14 protein-coding genes are annotated in these 21,576 nt (G+C 44.4%); 9 read left to right on the top strand and 5 right to left on the bottom strand.

What is annotated here, in order from left to right:
- Positions 1-28: 28 nt before the first annotated feature.
- On the bottom strand, positions 29-4,108 hold the full coding sequence (locus tag GGD38_RS23775; protein WP_375301650.1) for a two-component regulator propeller domain-containing protein: 4,080 nt from the start codon (positions 4,106-4,108) through the stop codon (positions 29-31).
- A gap of 303 nt (positions 4,109-4,411) precedes the next feature.
- Here GGD38_RS23775 and GGD38_RS23780 point away from each other — a divergent pair, with 303 nt between their 5' ends.
- The 8 genes from GGD38_RS23780 to GGD38_RS23815 all read left to right on the top strand — a co-directional run bounded on the left by GGD38_RS23780 (position 4,412) and on the right by GGD38_RS23815 (position 18,008).
- The gene (locus GGD38_RS23780) at positions 4,412-5,956 is read left to right on the top strand and encodes a fasciclin domain-containing protein (protein ID WP_375301649.1); all 1,545 of its coding nucleotides are present in this window, start codon (positions 4,412-4,414) and stop codon (positions 5,954-5,956) included.
- A 202-nt stretch (positions 5,957-6,158) separates the two neighbouring features.
- Positions 6,159-9,407 carry a SusC/RagA family TonB-linked outer membrane protein gene (locus GGD38_RS23785; protein ID WP_375301648.1) on the top strand — a complete coding sequence of 1,083 codons (3,249 nt, stop codon included), beginning with the start codon at positions 6,159-6,161 and terminating at the stop codon, positions 9,405-9,407.
- Positions 9,408-9,438: 31 nt separating this feature from the next.
- Positions 9,439-10,884, top strand: a complete 1,446-nt coding sequence (locus GGD38_RS23790) for a RagB/SusD family nutrient uptake outer membrane protein (RefSeq protein ID WP_375301647.1) — start codon at positions 9,439-9,441, stop codon at positions 10,882-10,884.
- Positions 10,885-10,895: 11 nt separating this feature from the next.
- Positions 10,896-12,338 (top strand): fasciclin domain-containing protein, encoded by a 1,443-nt coding sequence (locus GGD38_RS23795; RefSeq protein ID WP_375301646.1) that lies wholly within the window; start codon positions 10,896-10,898, stop codon positions 12,336-12,338.
- A gap of 29 nt (positions 12,339-12,367) precedes the next feature.
- A complete protein-coding gene (locus GGD38_RS23800; RefSeq protein WP_375301645.1) occupies positions 12,368-15,253 on the top strand; it encodes a SusC/RagA family TonB-linked outer membrane protein in 2,886 nt (961 codons plus the stop codon).
- A gap of 179 nt (positions 15,254-15,432) precedes the next feature.
- Positions 15,433-17,004 carry a RagB/SusD family nutrient uptake outer membrane protein gene (locus GGD38_RS23805; RefSeq protein WP_375301644.1) on the top strand — a complete coding sequence of 524 codons (1,572 nt, stop codon included), beginning with the start codon at positions 15,433-15,435 and terminating at the stop codon, positions 17,002-17,004.
- An 11-nt stretch (positions 17,005-17,015) separates the two neighbouring features.
- Positions 17,016-17,564 carry a helix-turn-helix domain-containing protein gene (locus GGD38_RS23810; protein WP_375301643.1) on the top strand — a complete coding sequence of 183 codons (549 nt, stop codon included), beginning with the start codon at positions 17,016-17,018 and terminating at the stop codon, positions 17,562-17,564.
- Positions 17,565-17,600: 36 nt separating this feature from the next.
- Positions 17,601-18,008, top strand: a complete 408-nt coding sequence (locus GGD38_RS23815) for a hypothetical protein (protein WP_375301642.1) — start codon at positions 17,601-17,603, stop codon at positions 18,006-18,008.
- Positions 18,009-18,265: 257 nt separating this feature from the next.
- Here the strand turns inward: GGD38_RS23815 and GGD38_RS23820 are convergent, their stop codons facing one another.
- The 4 genes from GGD38_RS23820 to GGD38_RS23835 all read right to left on the bottom strand — a co-directional run bounded on the left by GGD38_RS23820 (position 18,266) and on the right by GGD38_RS23835 (position 20,769).
- On the bottom strand, positions 18,266-19,534 hold the full coding sequence (locus GGD38_RS23820) for a family 43 glycosylhydrolase (RefSeq protein WP_375301641.1): 1,269 nt from the start codon (positions 19,532-19,534) through the stop codon (positions 18,266-18,268).
- 106 nt (positions 19,535-19,640) lie between these two features.
- The gene (locus GGD38_RS23825) at positions 19,641-20,075 is read right to left on the bottom strand and encodes a hypothetical protein (RefSeq protein WP_375301640.1); all 435 of its coding nucleotides are present in this window, start codon (positions 20,073-20,075) and stop codon (positions 19,641-19,643) included.
- A 261-nt stretch (positions 20,076-20,336) separates the two neighbouring features.
- The gene (locus tag GGD38_RS23830) at positions 20,337-20,588 is read right to left on the bottom strand and encodes a hypothetical protein (protein ID WP_375301639.1); all 252 of its coding nucleotides are present in this window, start codon (positions 20,586-20,588) and stop codon (positions 20,337-20,339) included.
- A gap of 55 nt (positions 20,589-20,643) precedes the next feature.
- Positions 20,644-20,769 (bottom strand): hypothetical protein, encoded by a 126-nt coding sequence (locus GGD38_RS23835; RefSeq protein ID WP_375301638.1) that lies wholly within the window; start codon positions 20,767-20,769, stop codon positions 20,644-20,646.
- Between the two features lie 141 nt (positions 20,770-20,910).
- Here GGD38_RS23835 and GGD38_RS23840 point away from each other — a divergent pair, with 141 nt between their 5' ends.
- Positions 20,911-21,504, top strand: a complete 594-nt coding sequence (locus GGD38_RS23840) for an RNA polymerase sigma factor (protein WP_375301637.1) — start codon at positions 20,911-20,913, stop codon at positions 21,502-21,504.
- Positions 21,505-21,576 lie beyond the last annotated feature (72 nt).

The raw sequence follows: 21,576 nt of genomic DNA on the forward strand, positions 1-21,576 counted from the left end.
AATACAGGTTCTTCTTACTTCTTACTTCCTACTTCTGTCTTTTAGTAGCGATATACTCTGACGGTAACATATTGAATTTTCCCTTGAATGATCTTGCAAAATAATTCGGCGTCGTAAACCCAACCTGGTACGCTATTTCCGCAATATTCATATTGCTTTTCTCCATTAGCACCGCTGCTTTTTCCAACCTGAACGAACGGATGTATTCCACAGGGCTTTGGCCGGTTAGTTCAAGTAATTTAGAATACAGGCTGGTCCTGCTCATTCCTACTTCCTTACTTAACGTTTCTACCGAAAGTTGTGAATTGGTAAGGTTCTTTTCGAGATAACCCACTATTTCCTGCAACAATTTTTCGTCGGCACTTTCAAACTCAACTTCAGGTGCAACAACTTTTATTTGTTTGGTATAGGCATTTTGCATGGTGTGCTGCAAAATAAGCAGGCTTTTTATCTTGGCATTCAGTACTTCAAAGTTGAATGGTTTGGTAATGTAATCGTTGGCGCCGGTCCCCAATCCCCGTAACTGCTCTTCTTCGCCTGTCACGGCTGTTAGCAGAATAACCGGAATATGGCTTGTTCTTTTGTCGGCCTTTAATTTTTTAACAAGGGTAATGCCATCCATTCCCGGCATACTAATATCGCTTACGATCAGTTGTGGGTGGCAGGCCAGTGCTTTTTGCCAGCCCTCTTTACCATCGGCTGCTTCCAGTATTTTATAATTGTTACTGAGATTGTCTTTTAAATAGAACCGGAAATCTTCATTGTCTTCTATCAAAAGCACCGACAATGCATTGGGTAAAGATTCGTTTTCGTTCCCGGAAGCGGGTGGTATTTCCTCTTCAAAATGCGCTGGTATTTCTACCACCTGTTCTTCCATTACCGTTAATGGAATTTGAATAATAAATGCGGAACCTTTACTGGTAATACTTTCCACATCTATGGTGCCGCCATGCATTTTTACAAACTCTTTTGTAATGGAAAGTCCAATGCCCGTACCCTGGTTTAATATATGCTCAGGGGTACTATGCTGAATAAAGTGTTCAAAAATTTTCTGCTGTTCTTCCTGGGGAATACCTATGCCGGTATCCGTTACCTTAATGGTGACCCACTGCTGCCCGGCGCTTCCCGGTTTTTCGGCATTGGCTATTTCAACACCTACATCACCACCGCTCATCGTAAATTTAAATGCATTGGACAACAGGTTGAAGAGTATCCGTTCCAGTTTATCGCGGTCGAACCGGGTATGTAATTGTGGAATGAATGAGGTAAAAGTGAAATTGATGTGTTTTCTTTCCGACAGATCGCGGAACGATTCGCACACCTCTTTTATAAAGGAAACAAACTCACCTTTTGATAATTGCAGTTTCAGTTCATGCTCTTCCATCTTCCTAAAATCGAGCAACTGGTTAACGAGGTTAAGCAATCTACGGGCGTTACGTCTTATCATTAACAGTTTGTCTGATCGGCCTCTTGTGTTATCTTCATTTATCAATTGTTCAACAGGGCCCATAATAAGCGAAATGGGTGTTCTGAAATCATGACTGAGGTTGGTAAGGAATTTCAATTTTAGTTTGTCAAGCTCCTGCATACGCCGTACTTCCCGGCGTTCCTGTTCAATGGCAAATTTCCTTCTTAACTTGGTAATGGCCCGGTAACGGCTATACAAAAGCACGCCTGCTATTACCAGAAAATAAAAGATATAGGCATAAATGGTGGCCCAGAAAGGTGGCTTTACGTATATTTTTATCTGGGTTTCATGTTCACTCCAAACCCCGTCGTTATTACTTGCTTTAACCCTAAAAGTATAATGACCGGGATCGAGGTTGGTATAAGAAGCGGTATTGATGGTGCCGGTATAATTCCAGTCTTTATCGAAGCCATCTAACTTATACGCGTACCTGTTTTGTTTGGGATTGGTGTAATTCAATGCTACAAAGCTCAGCGCAAAGTTCTGTTTATAATCGAGCCTTATTTCCTGCGCCACCGAAATGTGTTCTTTTATTGATGCGTCACTACCGGCAACAACCGATTTATTTGAAATACGCAGATCGGTAAGCAACACCGCTGGTGCATTGCGATTGGTGGTCAATGCAGCAGGGTCGAAATAATTGAAACCCTGTAAGCCGCCAAAAAATAATTCGCCATCGGAAAGGCGGATACCCGAACCATGTACAAAGTTATTATTTTGCACCCCGTGTTGGTTATTGAAGTTGCGAAAGCTTTTTGTGCTTAGGTCAAAACAGCCAATACCGGTATTGGTAGAAAGCCAGATGCGGCCCTGCAGATCTTCAATCAGTTGGTAAATGGTCGTATTTTGCAAACCGTCTTTTTCTGAAAAGTTAATGAACTGGTTTTTTGCTTTATCAAAAAGGCTGAGTCCGCCCCCATACGTACCCACCCAAATATTACCATGGCTATCGCAAAGCAGGGCTTCCACTTTATCACTTGGCAGGCGGCTATTGTCGCGGGTGAATACTTTAAAAGTATGCGTGGCCATATTATACGTGGCAAGCCCGGCCCCGTGCGACCCTATCCACATATTGCCCTCATTGTCTTCTGCAAAGGCGCGGGCGTAGCCGTTTACAGGTAAAGCTTCTTCATTGGGTCCGTTGGGGTTGGGCGTGAGCTTTAAGATCACCTTTTTATGCTGTATAATATTTACGCCGGCGCCGTTGGTGCCCACCCAAATATTGCCTTTGCTATCTTCTTTCAAACAAAAGATATCGTTGCTGTTCAGATCATTTACACCTGTACCTTTTCTAAAATTTTCCAAACGGCCCGTTACCTCATCGCGTATGAATAATCCATGGGCAAATGTGCCCAGGTATAGTTGGTTATCATGTGTTAGTTGTAAAGACAAAACAGGAATGGTCATATTGTTATCCTTAGGAAAAGCAATGCGGCGCAGCTTCTCTGTTTTGCGATCAAACTCAAGCAGGCCTTCGTCGTCGGTACCTATATATATGTTCCCTTTTTTGTTTTCGGTAAGCGCACATATAATAGCCGCTTTGTTGCTGTTTTCCTGAAAAGCATTGCTAAGCTTCAGGTTGAACAGGTTTCCGTTCTTATCGTATTTATTAATACCGCCGCGAAAGGTGCCGAACCAGTAAATGCCCAGTTTGTCGATATAGGCGCATTTGACGTTTTTGCTGGTAAGGCTATGAACGTTCCCAGGGTCGGGTTCAAAAACGGAAACAGCTTTTGTTGCGGGGTTGAATTTGTTTAAGCCACTGTTGGTACCCAGCCATAGTTCGCCTTCTTTATCGGCAGCTACAAAGTTGATCTCATTGCTGTTGATGCCAATGGCGTTGGCACCGGTGTTTTTATATCGCACAAAACCGGTTTGGCCCGGCGGTAATTTGTTCAATCCATCTACAGTGCCCAGCCACAGGTTACCGGCGCTGTCTTCGGTGATGGTGCGTACCACATCATTGCTTATACTGGTGGCATCGTTGGGGTTGTGGGCAAAACGAACAAAGGAGTCTGTTTCTCTTTTATATAAGTATAACCCATAGTCGCTTCCTACCCATATTCTGTGCTGGCTGTCTTCAAACACACAAAAAAGGGTGATTTTGACACGATTTCTGTCCAGGGCCTTGCCCAGGTTCAGCGCCCGGGGAATTTTTGTTACCGGGTCAAATTCATATACGCCTTCAAATTGAGCGATCCATAATTTACCGCGGTGATCGCAGCAAATACTCCTGATCACCGATTTGGTGGAAAAACCGCCGAACACATTTTGGGTAGGGTAGTTGGTAAAATTGTCTTTTTTACGGTCGTACAGGCTCAGTCCGCCGCCGCTGGTGCCCACCCAAACATTTCCCTGTTTGTCTTCACACAAGGTCAACACCTCGTTTACCCGTAAACTGGTGGTATCGCCGGTAATATTGCGGTAAACGGTAAAATTGGTGCCGTCGAATTTGTTCAACCCGTCATCGGTAGCAAACCACATTAAGCCCTGGCGGTCTTTTATAATGGCGTTCACTACGTTGGAGAGCAAACCGTCTTTTGACGAAATGGAAGTGAAATTGATGGAGGTCTTTTGTGCGGCGGCCACAAAAGACAGCAATACGTACAACGAAAGCAGCGTATATCTTTTACATACCATAAGCAAAGCAATCGGTTACGAAGTTAAGGTGTGGCACCCTTTTCTGCTAATGTAAATATAAGTGTACCACACCTTTAGCTGTCGTTTGAACATTTTTGACAGTATTGCAAACATTTGTGCCATACGCCGGAAAGCCTTTTTATGAATTTTACAAATGTTACCGTGGAACCACTGATGGCCGGCATCACCCACACTTATCTTATATTGAAAATAACCTTATGTGTGCGCCGGCGGTCAGCGGATTTTATAGGTAACCTCGCTTTCGACCATAAACTGTATTGCTTAACCACTAACTGATTGCTGATGGCCAACATGCTATTGGGTAAACCTGTGCCCATACTCACCATCCCCTTATTTCTCTTGCTAATTTCCCTTGGTTGTAACAAAGGTTTTAACGATTACTACAACGACAAAAGCCCCAAGGGCGGCTTTCTTTACAACAAACTCAAAGCAGAACCCACTTTTAGCCTGTTCACTAAAGGCCTTGAACGTGCCGACCTGGTACAGTTCATTGATGAGGGCGGGTTGTATACCATATTTGCCCCTACTGACGAGGCATTTACAAAATACCTTGGTAGTAACGGGTATGGCTCCGTTGATGAGGTACCGGTTGATAAACTGTTCCGGATCTTAAGTTTCCACATTATAAATAATATGTGGTATTACTACGACCTGAAAGCGCGGTTTGCCACCTATCAACAACGGTTGTTCCTCACCCGCAATAAGAAGTTTGTAAATATTGATGTTACCGTTGCCGACTCCATTAAGATAAATGGTATACCGGTCATTAATTCGTTGCGGGATATTGATGCCGCCAATGGCGTTATTCATGGCATCAATGCGGTAATGGTGCCGCTGCCCAACCTGGAAGAAGTTTTACAAATCGACCCCGAACTCAGAACAAGTACATTTTTCAAGTTAATGCAATTAACCGCCGACAGCGCCTTCGATCGCTTCAACAGCTACGACCGAGATCGTGATGGCCGTATGGATTCGGTTTTTTATAAAACCTATCCGTTGCTGAACAGTGTATATACTTCTATTGAGTATCGCCAAAACACTGCACCGGCTAACCAGGGCGGTGATCCATTGTCAACTACTTTGTTAATTCCCTCAAACCAGTTGCTCGATGCACTTATTGCACCCGCAGTGGCGCGTATCGATAACAGTGTTACCGATAAAATTGCGGCTTTGTCGCCCTCGTATGCCGAGGCCGTGCTGGAATCTTATTTTGTTGCCGATACCGTTGTTACCTCAAATGAATTTATCAATCGCACCCGACAGATCAGGTCGGTGAACGGCCCATTAGTGCCGGCGCTGGCTGGCAGTAATTTTATCAAAAAGGATATCATTGCCAGCAATGGAACTATTCATGTTATCAATACTACGTTTCCTGCATCGCCATTCGAAACGAGCGCCATGGGGCAGGCAATGCTCGATCCTGAGCTTGCCACGTTTATGGCTGCCGTGCAGGGCGCTTCGCTTATGCCTACGCTGTCACTCAATTCCCGTACAGGAACTTTCTTTGCACCCACCAATGCCGCCTTCCAGGAAATAGGGCTCGATGTAAAAAAGAAAACCCTCAATGGCGCTTTATTAACGGCTACCCAATTCAGTAATATAGTACGGCACCACGTCATTAACGAAAACCTGGCAACCGCAGCACTCACAGGAAGTAAGAATACCGATCTCGGGCAAACTCTGCTGTTTAGTAATAATGGTACTACTGTTAGAAGCGCGGGAGGTGTAGTGGCTACCATTACGCAACCTGCAATTGCCATAGGGCCGGGTACACCGCCTGTTGGTTATTTATATAAGGTGAATAAAGTATTGCTTCCTAATCAATAAAAATTCCAAAATCCAAATCTCAAGCTCCAAATAATAAATTCCAAATGTCAAATCCCAAGTTCCAAAAAAACTATCTATTGTATTCATTTGGAGCTTGGAGCTTGGAACTTGGATTTTGAATTTTGTTTTGTGATTTGCGATTTGTGAGTTCATTTATTGGTTCTTGTGATTTGCAATTTGATATTTTTTAAACTAGCTGCATATGAACAAATATGTAATAATAAAATGGCTGTTTGTATTGATAGCGATTAACGTTCAATCACAAACTCCAGTAACAATAAAAGGGCGGGTGACCGAAAAAGGTAAAGGCCAGGCCATCGATGGCGTTACCATTGTAGAAGTGAATGAGAACGATCGCCAGGTAAATGGCGCCAATACCGATGCCGATGGTAATTACACTATTCGCATAAGCAATACGGCTAACCGCCTGCGGTTCTCCTTTATTGGTTATGAAAGTAAAACCGAAACCATTGGCGCCCGCGCCATCATAAATGTTCAGCTGATACGCGATTCGGGACAGAATATGTCTGATGTGATCGTGCTGGCCCGGCGGGGCGACCAGGTAAGTAACGGTTTTGGTAACACGTCGAGACGCGATCTTATTGGCGCCGTAAGTTCTGTTAAAGGCGAGGTGCTGCAGGACCAGCCAGCTACTTCTATTGACCAGATGCTACAGGGCCGCGCTGCCGGTGTACAAATAGTAACCAATTCCGGCGACCCCGGCGCCGGTGTAGATATTCGCATTCGCGGCGCAGGTTCTATTAGCGGGGGTAACGAGCCGTTATATATTATAGATGGCGTTCCCATTATTTCAACACCTTTTGATAATTCGGCCAACGGACAAAACGCTGCCCGCATAAATCCAATAGCCGATATTAACCCCAGCGACATAGAACGGTTCGATATTTTGAAAGATGCCAATGCCGCCGCCATCTATGGCGCACGGGCTGCAAACGGTGTTATTATCATTACAACAAAAAGAGGTAAGAAAGGAAAAACAGATATTACGCTGAACTCACAGCTTAGTATGCAGGAAGCGCCGCCATCGATCCCTGTGCTGAGCGGGTCCGAATACAAAGTGATGCGGTTGGAAGCATTACAAAATGCAGGAAATATAAATCCTTCCAGTGTCGACTTACAACCACTGGTTGATGATCCTTCTTATAGTGCGTATCAATATTACCAGAACAATACCGACTGGTTAAAAGCACTGAAACAAACCGGGTATTCGCAAACGCACAATTTATCGGTTTCGGGTGGGGGTGAAGCTATGCGTTATAACTTCAGTACGTCATATACCGACCGTAAGGGATCGTTTATCAATACAGGTAATAAACGGTTCACTTCCCGTTTCAACCTCGACTATAAAGTATCGAACAAACTGAAGTTCTCGGCAAATATTTCTTTTGCGCGCAGTAAAGTGAATAATCATGCCAATTATGGCCAGGGTACGGTTTATTTTATTGGGCACATCAGGTCTTCGGCATTGCCTATTTATGATATAGATGTAAATGGTAACCCGCTGCCCAATTACTTTTCCCTGCCTGGCGTGCATGGCGGGCTCGATAACCCGGTTGCTTTTGCCAATACTGTAAATAATGATGCCTTTAGCACCAACCTGAAACCAAACATTCGTGCCGAGCTGGATATTATAAACGGACTGAAATACATCAGTAACGCATCACTCGATTATGTAGGGGAGAACGGCAATACGTATTTTCCGCCAGAAGCGACCGGTTTGATCTGGAACGACCGCAGCTTTAACCGGGTTGATACGCGTGATTACGAACGGATGCAAATGATACTTGATAACCTGCTTACCTATAGCCGTAACCTGACGCCGAAGTTGAAAGGAAATTTTGTGCTGGGTAATACCTTCAATACGTTCACTACAAGCCAGTTGATAGCCAGTGCCTATGCAAGCGCATCAGGCGCTTTACAAACGCTGGGAACAACAGGTGGTAACCGTCAGCTTGTTTCAAGCAAAACAACGGAAACCATTGTATCGTTGTTTGCAAAAGCCGATCTTATTTACAACGACCGCTATGGTTTCAACTTTACGGTACGGCGCGATGGCTCATCAAAATTCGGCGGCGGTAATAAATACGCCAACTTCCCTTCGGTGGGTGGCTATTGGCGGGCATCTGCAGAACCTTTTCTCACCGATGTGCCCTGGCTAACAGACCTAAAGTTCAGAGCATCATGGGGGCAATTGGGCAACAGTGGTATTCCCAACTATGCTTACATCAGCCAGTTTACCGCCGGCAATAATTATATGGGCTATAGTGGCGTAAGCCAAAGCAACCCAGCCCTGAATAGCTTACGGTGGGAAACAAGTGAAAGCACTAACCTGGGTATGGACCTCGATCTGTTCAAAAGCCGGGTTGTTGTTACGTTAGATCTGTATGAGAAAGTGACCAAAGATCTGTTGTTCAATCTGCCCGTGCCATCATCCAGCGGTGTAGTAGGCGGTTGGAATTTAAGCAATACGAATGGCAGTATCCTCACCAACCTGGGCAATATCAGTAATCGTGGGGTTGAAGTAGATGGAATGTTAAACGCCATTCGCGCCAAAAAAGCCGGTGATTTTGAATGGACCATGTCGTTCAATCTTGGCCGGAATATAAATAAAGTGACCTCGCTGCCCGGCGGTACTTTGAAATTAACCGAGAACTATGCGAACATGAGCTCGCAGGTAAAACAGGGCGATGCATTGGGGACCTATTATGGTCTGGTGTATAAAGGCGTGTATGCCACCGACGGCGATGCGGTGGTGCGCGATGCCAAAGGAAATACCGTGTATGAACTGGATGGCGTGAACCCACGGAAGATGCGACTGCTGAATGAGACCGGCGATACGTTACGCGGTGGCGATGCCATTTATGAAGATCTCAATAACGATGGTATTATAAACGACCAGGACCGTGTGCTGATCGGAAATGCCAACCCCGATTTCTTTGGCGGCTTTAGTAATGAGTTCCGGTATAAAAACTTCGGGTTTAAATTCTTTATACAATTTCAGTACGGCAACGATGTAGTGAATGGTATGCGGTATTACCTCGAAAGAATGATGACCGCCGATAACCAGGCCATCACTACCATGAAGCGTTGGCGCAAACAGGGTGATGTAACCGATATGCCGCGTGCATTGAACAATGATCAACGGAACAGCCAGGGCTCTACCCGCTGGATAGAGGACGGTTCTTATGCGCGGTTGAAATTCATAAGCCTTAATTACACCTTCCCTAAAACCTGGGTGCAAAAAATAAAACTAAAAGGCGTTGATGCTTTCTTTACCGCCAACGACCTGTTCACGTTTACGAAATACACCGGCTCAGACCCCGAAATATCTATTTCTCCTTATGGAAACAATCCTGCGTTTATTGGTATCGATCGCGGCCTAACGCCCAGAAGCAGAGGGTATACCATAGGCATAAACGCCAGGTTCTAAAAATTATATATTTCAACTAACGATGTGTCCCATGAATAAAATAGAATTTAAACGGTTGGTAATTGGGTTGGCAACATGCCTGTTGCTGACCACATTAGGCAGCTGCAAAAAATACCTGAACCAGGTGCCTGAGAACTCATTAACAGGCGATGCTTTCTTTAAAACGGAAGCCGATGCCAATGCTTCTATCATAGGTGTATATGATGCCTTGCAGGCCTGTAGCGACGAATTTCTTACCTGGGGCGAATTCAGGGGCGACCTGGTTTCACCGCTTCAGAACAACGATATAACTTATCCTTATTTTCAATTGTTCGAAAATAACCGGCCTGCTTCCGTTTGGGCGGCGCCGTACAACGTGATCAGCAGAGCCAACACAGTAATTGAAAAAGTGCCTGGGATACCGGTGTTGGATAACCGGTTTACCACGGAAGAAAGTGATGCCATTGTGGGGGAAGCCCTTTTCTTACGGGCATTGTCTTATTTCTACCTGGTACGAACATTTCGCGATGTGCCCCTGGTGTTACAGCCACCCAGCAGCGATGCGGTTGACTTCCTGGTGCCTAAAAGCCCCGCAAATATTATACTTGACCAAATTGAAGCCGACCTGGCTACTGCCGAAAAAGGTATACCTGTTAAATATGCAAAGGATGCAGACTCCCGTGGTCGTGCTACAAAAGGCGCGGTGAACGCGTTACAGGCCGATGTATTTCTGTGGCGTGCAAAGTATGTTGAAGCCGCCGCAGCAGCTAAAAAAGTACTGGATAATTCCTTGTATAAACTGGCGCCGGGTGATAGCTGGTTTAACATCTTCTCACAGAAGAACAGCGTTGAAAGCATTTTCGAAATACAATACGATTACCAGTTGTCTGAAACAAACAGTTTGCGCGGCATTAGCAACAACTTCAATATGAACCCGGTTTTATTCACCTATTTCGATGGTGAAAAAGATCTGTTGCGCGGACTGAACAGAACATACCGTGAGGCGGGCGCACGCACTTACTGGAAATACACCGGGCTTAACACTGATAATATAGAAAGGCCAACCAATGACCCCAACTTTATTTTATACCGGCGGGCCGATGTTATGCTGATGCGTGCTGAAGCACTGGCGCATTTGGGCGCAAGTGAAAAAGAGGAAGCTGCGGTTTTGTTAAACTTTGTGCGCCTTCGGGTCTCCCTTGCTCCCTATGATTTTCTCGATGGCAATTCTCCGGTCGACATGTTTATGGAACTTATTATGAAAGAGCGGGCCATGGAGCTGGCCATGGAAGGCAAGCGCTGGTTCGATCTCGTACGGGTAGCTACCAACGAAAATCAGCCCGATTTTCTTATAAGCAGGGTAGTGGCGGGAAGGACTGTTGCTGAGCGCTCGCAAATAAGGGCCCGCATCATTGATCCACGCGGTTGGTATTTACCTATTCATCGCGATGAACTGAATAAGAACCCAAAACTTGAGCAAAACCCCTATTACCAGTAAAACTTCGAATTATGAATAAATTACTTGCCATATGTTGTTGCATTATTTTGATTGCAACAGCCTGCAAACGCGATAACTTCTCGTACCAGGAGCAATTGCGGCAGCTGCTGGCATTCGATATGTTACAGCAGGATACCTCGCTGAGCATTTCGGTGCAGGCGCTGGAAAAAACAAAGATGTCGGCTACGCTGAACACATATGGGCCGTTCACTTTTTTTATACCCGATAACAATGCCTGGCGAAAGTTCTTTTCGGGAAAGGTAAAAACCAAACTCGATGATTTTTCAGAGGAAGAACTGAAGACCATATTGGTGTATCACATTCTGCCCACCCGCATAAAATCGGCAGAGTTCATACAGGGGCCACAGACAACGCCAACGGGCAGAGGCGATTTTATTACCCTCGATATTTCAAAGGGTTTTAAAGTAAATACGATCGCCAATGGTATTGCTAAAGTGTATGCAACCGATATTGAATACTCAAATGCACTGGTGCATAAAATTGATGCGGTGCTCAATCCGCCCACCCTTACCATTGGCGAATTCCTTGAGCAGAATAAGAGTGTGTACAGTATTATGATCGGCGGATTAAAACGCACCGGTTTAATGGATACGCTTACCAGGCTTACCGACTGGCGTGGACAAAGAATACGGGTTACGTTGTTTGCTGAAACAGATGATGTGCTGAAGGCCGCAGGTATACAGGACCTCAATAGTATGCCTATTGAAGAAGTGGAGGCGCTTATGCGGTACCATATTATTCCCGGCGCTAATTTCAGCGCCAGCTATAGCCAGTTGAGACCTGCCTTTCGCCCCCTTAATGTAATTGAACATTGGGACAGTACTTTATTATGCATTAACAACAACGATTATATCTATGTGAACCTGGCAGGCAGCAAACTGATAAATGAAACAGCTGATTTTTCGGCTACCGATGTCATTATGCGCAATGGCGTAATTCATAATGTTGAAAAACATATAGCCTTTAACCCGGCGCTCAAGCGCACTCAGATCTACCATGTTTTCTGGAAAAATGCAGCTTATTGTTATGGTATCCCCGGCTTCACGTCGGCGCAATTGGCTACACTAAATGCAAGCGGGGGCCGGTGGCGGTATTACCCCGAAACTTTCCTTGGCCGCACCGAAAACTTTTTATTTATGGACCCTGATAATATCAATGATTCATTGGTAGCTATAGTAAAAAATGTAAGAAGAGGTAAATACAGGATCGAGGTCAGTTATAAAAATGGGTTTAACCGCGGTGATTACCAGCTAAAGCATGGTGATGATCTCATTGGTAACGTCATCAATTTCACTCAGGGATCACAGTATGAACAAAAGCTGGTCATAGGAACGTATGATTTTAAAACCAGCGGCGATAAGCGATTGAATTTTGTATGTACCAGGCAGGGCGGTATTAACCTGGAAGCCCTGGTGCTAACGCCGGAGTATTAACCCAAACATCTACCATTCATCTTACACATATGTTCAAAAGCTTTAAATATTGGTCATGTATCGTTTTGTTGTTGCCGGCTGCGGTAGCGCTGGCGCAACAAAAGAAATCAACGATAGTTGATTCGCTTATAAACATCAAACCCATTGAGCAAATAAATATCGGTTATATAAATCCCAAACGAACAAGTATCACCGGCGCTGTTTCCATAGTAAATGAGAACCGGGTAAAAGATCTTGCAGCAGTGTCTATTGACGCGTTATTACAGGGCCAGGCTGCCGGTGTGCAGGTTGTTAATATTTCCGGTTCACCGGGGGCGGGAGCATTGATCAATGTACGGGGCCTTACTACTATAAATGCCGGGTCGCAACCATTGTTTATAGTTGATGGCATACCGGTGAAATCATACCGCTTTAGCGGCGCCCTGGCCCGCAATGCAGATAATAATCCGCTGGCCGATATAAATCCTGATGATATTGCCAGTATTACGGTTTTAAAAGATGCGCATGCAACGGCGTTATATGGCATACGTGGCGCAAATGGCGTTGTTATAATTACTACTTATGGCGGTACTTCAGGGCGCACCTACCTCGATTTTTCGGGTTACACCGGTGTAATGCAGTCGCCGGAACCTTTATCGGTACTGGATGCCGATCAATACAAAGAATATATTCTGGAAAAGGAAAGGGCGCGCGGTTTATCTGAGGCCGATATTAATAAAGGGGTTGGCCGTTACCTGTTGTTATCTACCCCAGCCAACCAGATAGAACGGTATAATAACAATACCAACTGGCAAAAAGACGCCATGCAAAACGGCCGGTTCAATAACTATCATCTTACCTTACGTGGCGGCGATGCCGTTGCCAAATATTCGTTGAATGTTGGTTATACTAACCAGTCGGGTGTATTGAAGAATACCAGTTTTGAACGATTTACTACCCGCTTTAATCTTGATTATAAGGTGGGCCGCAAATTGAGTTTCCTGAATACGCTTTCCTATACCCGAACGAATAAAGACCTTGCAGAGGAAGGTAATGCTTTTAATACCAATCCGCTGTTCCTGTCGGCTGTAAAAAATCCCATGCTCACTGCTTTTCAACAAACGCCCGAAGGGGAAGATCTGCGTGATGTTGACAGTGCCGATTATACAGGGCGCAACAATCCATATGCTGTTATTGACCGGTTGAAAAATACCAGCAGCACCAATCGCATTCTTGGCAGAATAACGGGTCAGTATACGTTATCCCCGTATTTGAATTTGCGTATTGCCATTGCCGGGGATTATTTCCGGCTCGATGAATCGCGGTTCAGACCCTCTGCTGGTTTTGCTCCCGAAGGTTATATAATAAGAAGCGCTGCCGCTGCCAAGAGTTATGAGTTAATGCTCATGAATGAGAACACGCTGAATTATACAAGAACGTCTGCATCGGGCAACCATACCTTCGATGCAACCCTGGGAACGGCCTATCAAACTACTGCACAGGATGCCAAGGTAGGTGTATATGTAAATGCAACTTCAGATCAGTTCTCGGGTATCAGTTCGGCCAACGAAACCGATCCCAACCTCGATTCATTAGGCAGTGCATCGCCATCGTGGAAGTTGATGTCGTTCTTTGGAACGGTTCGATATAGATTAAAGAACCGCTACCTGTTCGATGTGAACATGCGGGCCGATGGATCGAGCCGTTTTGCGCAAAGTAAACGCTGGGGGTATTTTCCTTCTGTAGGTGTGGCCTGGCGTATAAGCGATGAAGCATTTCTTCGCAATAACAAAGTGATCAGTGAACTAAAATTACGCACCAGCTACGGTATTACCGGCAACCAGGAAGTAGGGTATTACAATTCCTTCAACGCCATTGTACCGGCGCCATATAATAACTACTCCGCAGTGCGGTTAGGCATCTTGGGTAATAGAGATTTTCAATGGGAAGAAACCAAACAATTCAATGTGGGGCTGGATGCAGAATTTTTGGAAGGCCGTATTGGTTTTGCCCTCGACCTCTATACAAAAAGTACCGATCATTTGTTCAATACCATTAAACTGCCTGGTACCAGTGGTTTTGATAAGTACGCGGTTAGTGAAGGCACTGTTGAGAATAAAGGCGTTGAGTTAGGTATTAACGGTAAAATACTGACCGGTGCCTTTGGCTGGCAAACCAATATAACGGCTGCTTATAATAAGAATAAGATCGTTTCGCTGCCCGATAAACTGGATGCCGTTATGAGCCATGGCGATTATAACAGTATTATGCTGGCAGATAATGCCATTGGCGCTTTTTATGGTTATAATGCCCTGGGCGTGTATGCGAACAGCAGCGATGTAACGGTAAAGAATGAATCAGCCAATACAAACCCATTTCGTGGTGGTGATATCATTTTTGAAGATGTGGATGAAAGCGGTACCATTGATGAAGATGATAGAAAGATCATAGGCCAAACCACCCCTGATTATTATGGCGGCATTTACAACGTGTTCTCCTATAAAAGTTTTGATCTTTCTGTGTTTATTGATTTTGCTGTTGGTAATGATGTATATAATGCCCGGCGTGCAGCGCTGGAATCAATGTCGAATAATGATAATCAGTCAACATCAATAAACAGCCGCTGGCAAAAGGAAGGCGATATAACCAGCCTGCCACGACTGTTGCATGGCGATGCTGTGGGTAATACCCGTTTTAGCAGCCGGTTTATTGAAGATGGCTCGTATGCCCGGTTCAAAGCTGTTACACTTGGCTACAACTTTCCATTGAAAGGCATCTTTAAAAATGTATTTAAGAATGCCCGGTTACTGGTGACCGCACAAAACCTGCATACGTTTAGTAATTATAAAGGGTTTAGTCCGGTGGTGGTTGGCGCCGATTATGGCAATGTGCCGCCGTTGAAGACGTATATGGTAGGAGTTAAGTTGGGATTGTAAGTAAGTTGACGAGTTGACTTGTTGACGAGTTGACCAGGAGTTGATAAGTTGATGGAGTTGATAAAGGTGATAGAGGAAAAGGCAGAAGTAGGAAATAGGAGAGCGCGACATTCGGAGATCTTTTCACGTTTGCCGTTTCACGTAAAGGGTTTATTAATAAACGCAAATACTACAATAAGATGAAATATTCTTTTAATAAAACAATTATTCTTATTACACTAGCCTCAACGTTACTTACAGTATCCTGTAAGAAACTACTCGATCCGGATCCCAAAGACGTAATTCCTGATAATGAGTTTTTAAAAGACTTTTGGGATGCGGAGTTTATGTTGCGCGGGGCATACCAGGCATTACAACCTATTGTTGAATATCGTTTTATTTTAGGTGAGATGCGTGCCGATTGGGTTAAACCGGGTACGGGCGCCGATAATGATCTTTTAGAACTATCCAATCACCAGGTAACCGCCAATAACAAATACACCAATTGGAAAGTATTTTATGATCTTATCAATCGGGCCAATTATGTAATCGAAAATGTACCCCGGGTACCAACCGATGCCAATAACTTTTCTTCCTTTGAAAAGAACCAGTATGTAGGTGAAGCGCGGTTCCTGCGTTCATGGGCGTATTTTAACCTGGTAATGAATTTTGATTCTGTACCGTTGGTACTAAAGGCCGTTGATGATATCAGCAATGTGCCCTATATAGGCGCTACCAATCAAAATACGATATTAGATACCATTGAAGCCGACTTGTTAAAAGCTTTTGCAACCACTGATATAATGGTGTCCGTGCCAAATAGTTTTGAGGTTGGAAAAAGGGTGAGTGAAGAACAAAGCCGGTTGCGGGTTACAAAGAAAACCGTATGTGCTTTACAGGCAGAAGTATATTTATGGCGAAGCAAATATGCGCAGGCTGCTGCGGCCTGCAGTACGTATGAAACAGTAAATGGCGGCGCGCCGGGAAACAAGAACGACTGGTTCTCTATGTACCTGGGTGTTTCAAACCAAAACCTTTTTGGCGAGCCTATGTTCTTTGTAGCGTTCAACTTCCTGGGGCGTGAGGTGAACCCGTTAATGAAATTCACGTCCAATGATCCTGCATCAGGCGGTATGTATATGGTAGCGCCATCTGATGCGGCAATTAAAACCTATAATCCCAACTATCCTAATAGCGTTTCAACCAATAATGCCATCGATGAAGTTGACCGGGGTTTTGGGCGTAGTTATGCAGGCAGAGCGCCTTATTATAACCGCTTAAAAAGCGATCCGGTTATTTGGAAATATATTGGGCTGGGTACAATTACACCGGGAACTATCGATGTGCCGCCGAATGTAAGAGCGCCTTACCAAAGTGAAAGTAAATACCATATTTATCGTTTTGCCGATGTGTATTTATTATGGGCCGAAGCGGCTAACCGGTTAGGTGACAAAGCAACTGCTATTTCCCGTATCAATGCGGTGCGCGACCGGGCACGTATGCCGGCGCCAACAGTAACAACCAGTTCTACAACTGAAGAAATAGAAGATTATATTTTACGCGAGCGTGGGCTTGAGTTGGGTTTTGAGGGTAGAAGATGGTACGATCTGATGCGTATAGCACGCAGGGGAAGACCGCAGGTGCTGATTAATGCGGTGAAAAAACGGGCGCCGGTTTCATTGCACCCGTACCTCGATGCTACCCTGGCAAACCAAAAGAACTGGTACCTGCCATACAATGCCGAAGAGAAACGGTTAAATCCAAACCTGTAGTTCGGGGCAGTATGAAAAGCAATATCTTATTTATAATACCAGATAAACAAGAGTTGGCTGTTTTAACAGCGCAATTGCAAACCGCCTATACCATACATGTTACCGACAGTATAACAGGAGTAGAGAAGATCATTGGCGAAGAAAATATTCAACTGGTAGTTTGTTCACGGGAAGTTTTTGACCATTCTGTTCCCAGACGTATAACTGCGCCACAAACAGATGATGAGTTTATAAAAACATTACAGGAATGTATTTCGGCTAACATTCATAATAGATCACTGAATGTTGATTGGTTGGCCAGGGTCATGAATATGAGCCGCCCTACGTTGTTTAGGAAAATAAAGAACCTGACCAGGCAAACACCCAATGAATTGATTGGTTCGGCCAGGCTACAACAGGCTGCCATCTTAATAGCATCGGCTAATTATAAAGTGTTTGAAGTGGCCGAAATGGTTGGGTTCGGTTCTTCGAGCAGTTTTAGCAAGGCCTTTATGAAAAGATTTAAAGAAACGCCCATTGCTTATCAGCGCACCAATAAGAACGGTGGTATGCATTCGTGATATTGTTATTATTTATTAAACCTTAAAATATGACTTATGAAAAAGTTAGTTCCTGTTTTTCTTTTATTGCTCTTATCAGCTCGCGCAACTTATGCTGGTGTTATCACTGGCGGGTCGGTAGGTACCGAGCTCTGGTGCGAACAAACGGCCACCGACGATGAATGGATCTATTGGGAGGAGACTGTTTGGAATGTAACAGCTTCCAGTCCGATTACAGTAAACTGGACGGCAACACAGAATGCCCCGAATGGCTGGGCTACCTGGGAGGTTTGGGCTCAGCCAACAGAAGGGGGCGGCTTTATGGGAAATGTTCTTTTATATCCCTGGCAAAGTTATTCGTCCGATACCTGGAACGAGGTCGTTTATCCGGGCGTGCTGGGTATGTGGGGTGGTGCGGGGAATGCCACGGTTCATATTTCAATAACCTGGGGCTGGCCAGAATAATACATTCATGATCATTGGTTTTCCAAAACTACCGCCGCTGTTCAGGTGGTAGTTTTGGATTTTTTTTAAATGAATATGGCTGCAGATATGAAATACATATATAACCTTACTCCATTTCTGTTTATTTGTTTTTGTGTTTGTTTTTGTAATGGGCCCGGGCCCATAGAGAAACCGGTAAGTATTGTAGAGGATAGCATTGTTCTTAAAGTAGGGGATATGCAAATAACGTGGTATGAGCTTAATAAGAATTTTGATCATTATAAAATGCCCGCCCGGGAAAGCATATCGATGGCATCGAATTCTATTTTGGTTACAGCGGAGTAATAATGATCTGTTTCTTTTTGAACAATATGCGCCCGGTTGGTATCGGGTGAAAGTTGTAACCAGCCTTTCCTTGTTGTTAATGAGTACCGGCCATCCATTTTCTTACTTAGGAAATGCCACCAGGCGCCCGAGTTTTCATCATTAAAATAATCGGATCGTACACTACGCCAAAGAATACCTGTATTAGGCAGGTTGGGCTTATTTATGGGTGTGCTGGCCGGCGCTAGGCCCCATGGGCGATCACCTTCCCAAATAACAGGGTATAAAGATGTTTGCCGGCCCTGGCCGCTCCAGTCGTTACCATCAACACGTTCGTAGCTTTGACCTACCGTCCACCAGCTGCCATCGGCCAGTTGAAAAGGCGCGGCAATATGATTGGGACTTCTGAAGCGTGCATGCGCATCGGTTATAGGTTTAAAAAAATTACCCAGCCGTTCCCATTTGGTTGAATCGCTTGTTAACGCAGTTGCACGTAATACGTATTGTCCGCCCGATACATCGCCGGCCGGAAAGTAATAATAGTAGCCATTGCGTTTGCACATTACCGGTCCTTCGGCCCAGCTGTATTGCAGGTTGGCGTTTATCCAGTCGAGGTTAATTACCGTATCTGTTAATTGTCCATCGCGGCCCAGCGCCTGAATACGGTTTACTTTTTGTCCATTCTTGATCACCATATATGGTTTACCATCGTCATCAAAAAAAATAGAGTTATCGTAACCCAATGCGCCAGTTACCGGGTTTGTTTTTACCTGTACCGGGGCCGACCAGGGCCCGGCTGGAGAACTGGCTTTACAAAACCATTGTCCGCTGGCAGAGAAATAGATCCAGTAAGAGCCATAAAAATAAGTGATGGCGCCCTGCCAAATGCCACCCGATGGTTTATCGGGTACCCAGTTTGCTTTTGCTGGTGGAACAACGCGGCTGATCACTTCCCAATGCACCAGGTCTCTTGAATGATATATAGGCAGGTAGGGTGTAAAATGAAAACTTGATCCGCAATGATAAAAATCATCGCCTGCTTTTAAAAGGGTGGGGTCGGGGTGATCGCCCGGTAAAACCGGATTTACATAGGTGCTTACTTCGTTGTAAAAACGGGAAGAATCATCGGGGTTCTTTTTATGACTATGCTGTTTTTGGGCTTGCAGTTGCAAAGTGGCAAACAGAAAGAATGCTGTTGTTATAGTATGAATACTGTTTTTCATTGCGGATAAAACTCGTGCAAATCGGTTTTCGCAAATGGCACATTTCATCAATAGAATGTAACAAATGTTCGGAAAGGGGAAGTTTTAAGCGGTATAAAATGTTTAATTAAAACGGAATAAATTCCTCCCTCCATTCAATTTTTGCATTGTTTATTATCCATGCCACTACATATGATCCGGCGCCGTCGCTGTTTCCTGCTTCTATATAAATTTTACCGGTTGTTTTGTCAAGATATGCCAATGTTCTATGGAATGAACCAATTTCAAACAGATCATTATAGCCTGACTTTGGAAAAGTAAGTATGTTGTTGCCAATTTTTAATTGGATGGATTTATATTCGGTACGAGGCAATGCGCCATCGGTGCCCCAGGGCATTTTGCCATCTATTGCAGCAAAGAAAGGTGACGCATCTGCGGGTGTATTATAAGATATCTTTCTGCCTGCTTTTACAAAAGTGCCCGACTTAATTGTTATCTGCATATCGTTCAGTTCCAGTTTAAGCAGCGTGTCATTTACTATTATCTGTTTGAACGCGGTCATGTCTTTGAGATGAACGATCCTCGACCTGTGTATATACCCTGTACGATGTTCTTTGCCCTTATGATAATCTACAAGCAACCAGTTGTTTTTTGTTTCATCGTCGGGTAAGTGATAAACGAAACGCCCATTTGAGAGGGTATCTTCAATTTTAGATTGAGTATTGGATTCAGCCCTTACATTGTTTCAATCGGGCTTTAAGGGCATAAGATAAAACAAAAATCAAATAGATCCTATTAGTGTATTCCAGGCCAGGTAAGACCATCAGTTTACAACCCCTTTATCATCCCAGTGATCTTTAATTATTTTACCATTGGGGTCTTTAAGTAATCTTCGTGCATATCGCCTGCCGCGTATATGACCTGAACCATCTTTGGTGCCCATAAATAAAACAATGGGATTGCCTTCGGCATCGGTTTTAAATCCAAGGTCGTAACGCTGGAATTTTTTTTCAATAAATGCTGAAGGCTCATATTGTTTGCTCAGGATCTTTAGTATTGCTGGTCCAAGTGCCATATAAATGTTAACCCCGCTTGCGCGGGGTTTGTTAAATACAATAATAAGCTGTGCTTTATGGTTTCTTTGTTTTTTTGTTGCTTTTTTTAGCACTCGCTTTCTTTCTCTTCTGGTAAGCCTGCTCATGGGGCTGTTGGCTCACCCGTTTTCCGTCGGCTTTTTTCTTATTCGGATTGTCCATGATTTAATGTTTTAGTTATTCTATATACAAAATAATTATGCCAGGGAGTTGAAATTGATAAAGGTGAACGCACCTTAACCTAAGGCGCATCTTTCTTTTTGAACAACATTTATTATTTTTAACCCCCAAGTAATCAACAAAGTGCCGGAACAACCCAAATATAATGAGCGGGAACTGCTGCGTCGGATAGCCGATGGTGACCAGGATGCTTTTGCACGCATCTTTGAGGCGCACCGGCAACGGTTGTTTAATTACCTGGCCGGTATTACCAAATCGTCCGAAGTAGCTGAGGATATTCTGGTTGATGTTTTTATGAAACTTTGGGTGGGCCGCGAAATGTTGGTGCAGATCGAAAACCTGGAAGGGTTTCTGCACAAGGTGGCTTACAACAAAGCCATGGACTTTTTCAAAACAACTGCCCGGCATGCCCGGTTGCAACAGGTTTATGCACAACGAATTGATCAGCCAGAGCAGAACCTTGAAGACTGGCTTATTGATGAAGAGACCCGCCGTATTTTACGGGAGGCTGTCAATCAGCTTCCACCCCAACGCAAACTTATATATACCCTCAGCCGCGAACAGGGCCTTACTTATGACGAAATAGCAAAAGCCCTGAACCTCTCGCGGAACACGGTTAAAGGCACTATTATGGCTGCCACCCGCTCCATTAGTGAGTATCTGCAAAAGAAATACCCCGGAAATGCCGCGCTTTCCGTTCTCTTTTTTCTCGCCTAGCCGGTTTCTAAAAAAAAATCAAAAAAAGTTAACAGGCCGATAACCCTATTTTCCTTCTCGTGCCGTCGTTAT

The organism is Niastella sp. OAS944 (assembly GCA_024809215.1).
Taxonomy (GTDB): Bacteria; Bacteroidota; Bacteroidia; order Chitinophagales; family Chitinophagaceae; genus Niastella.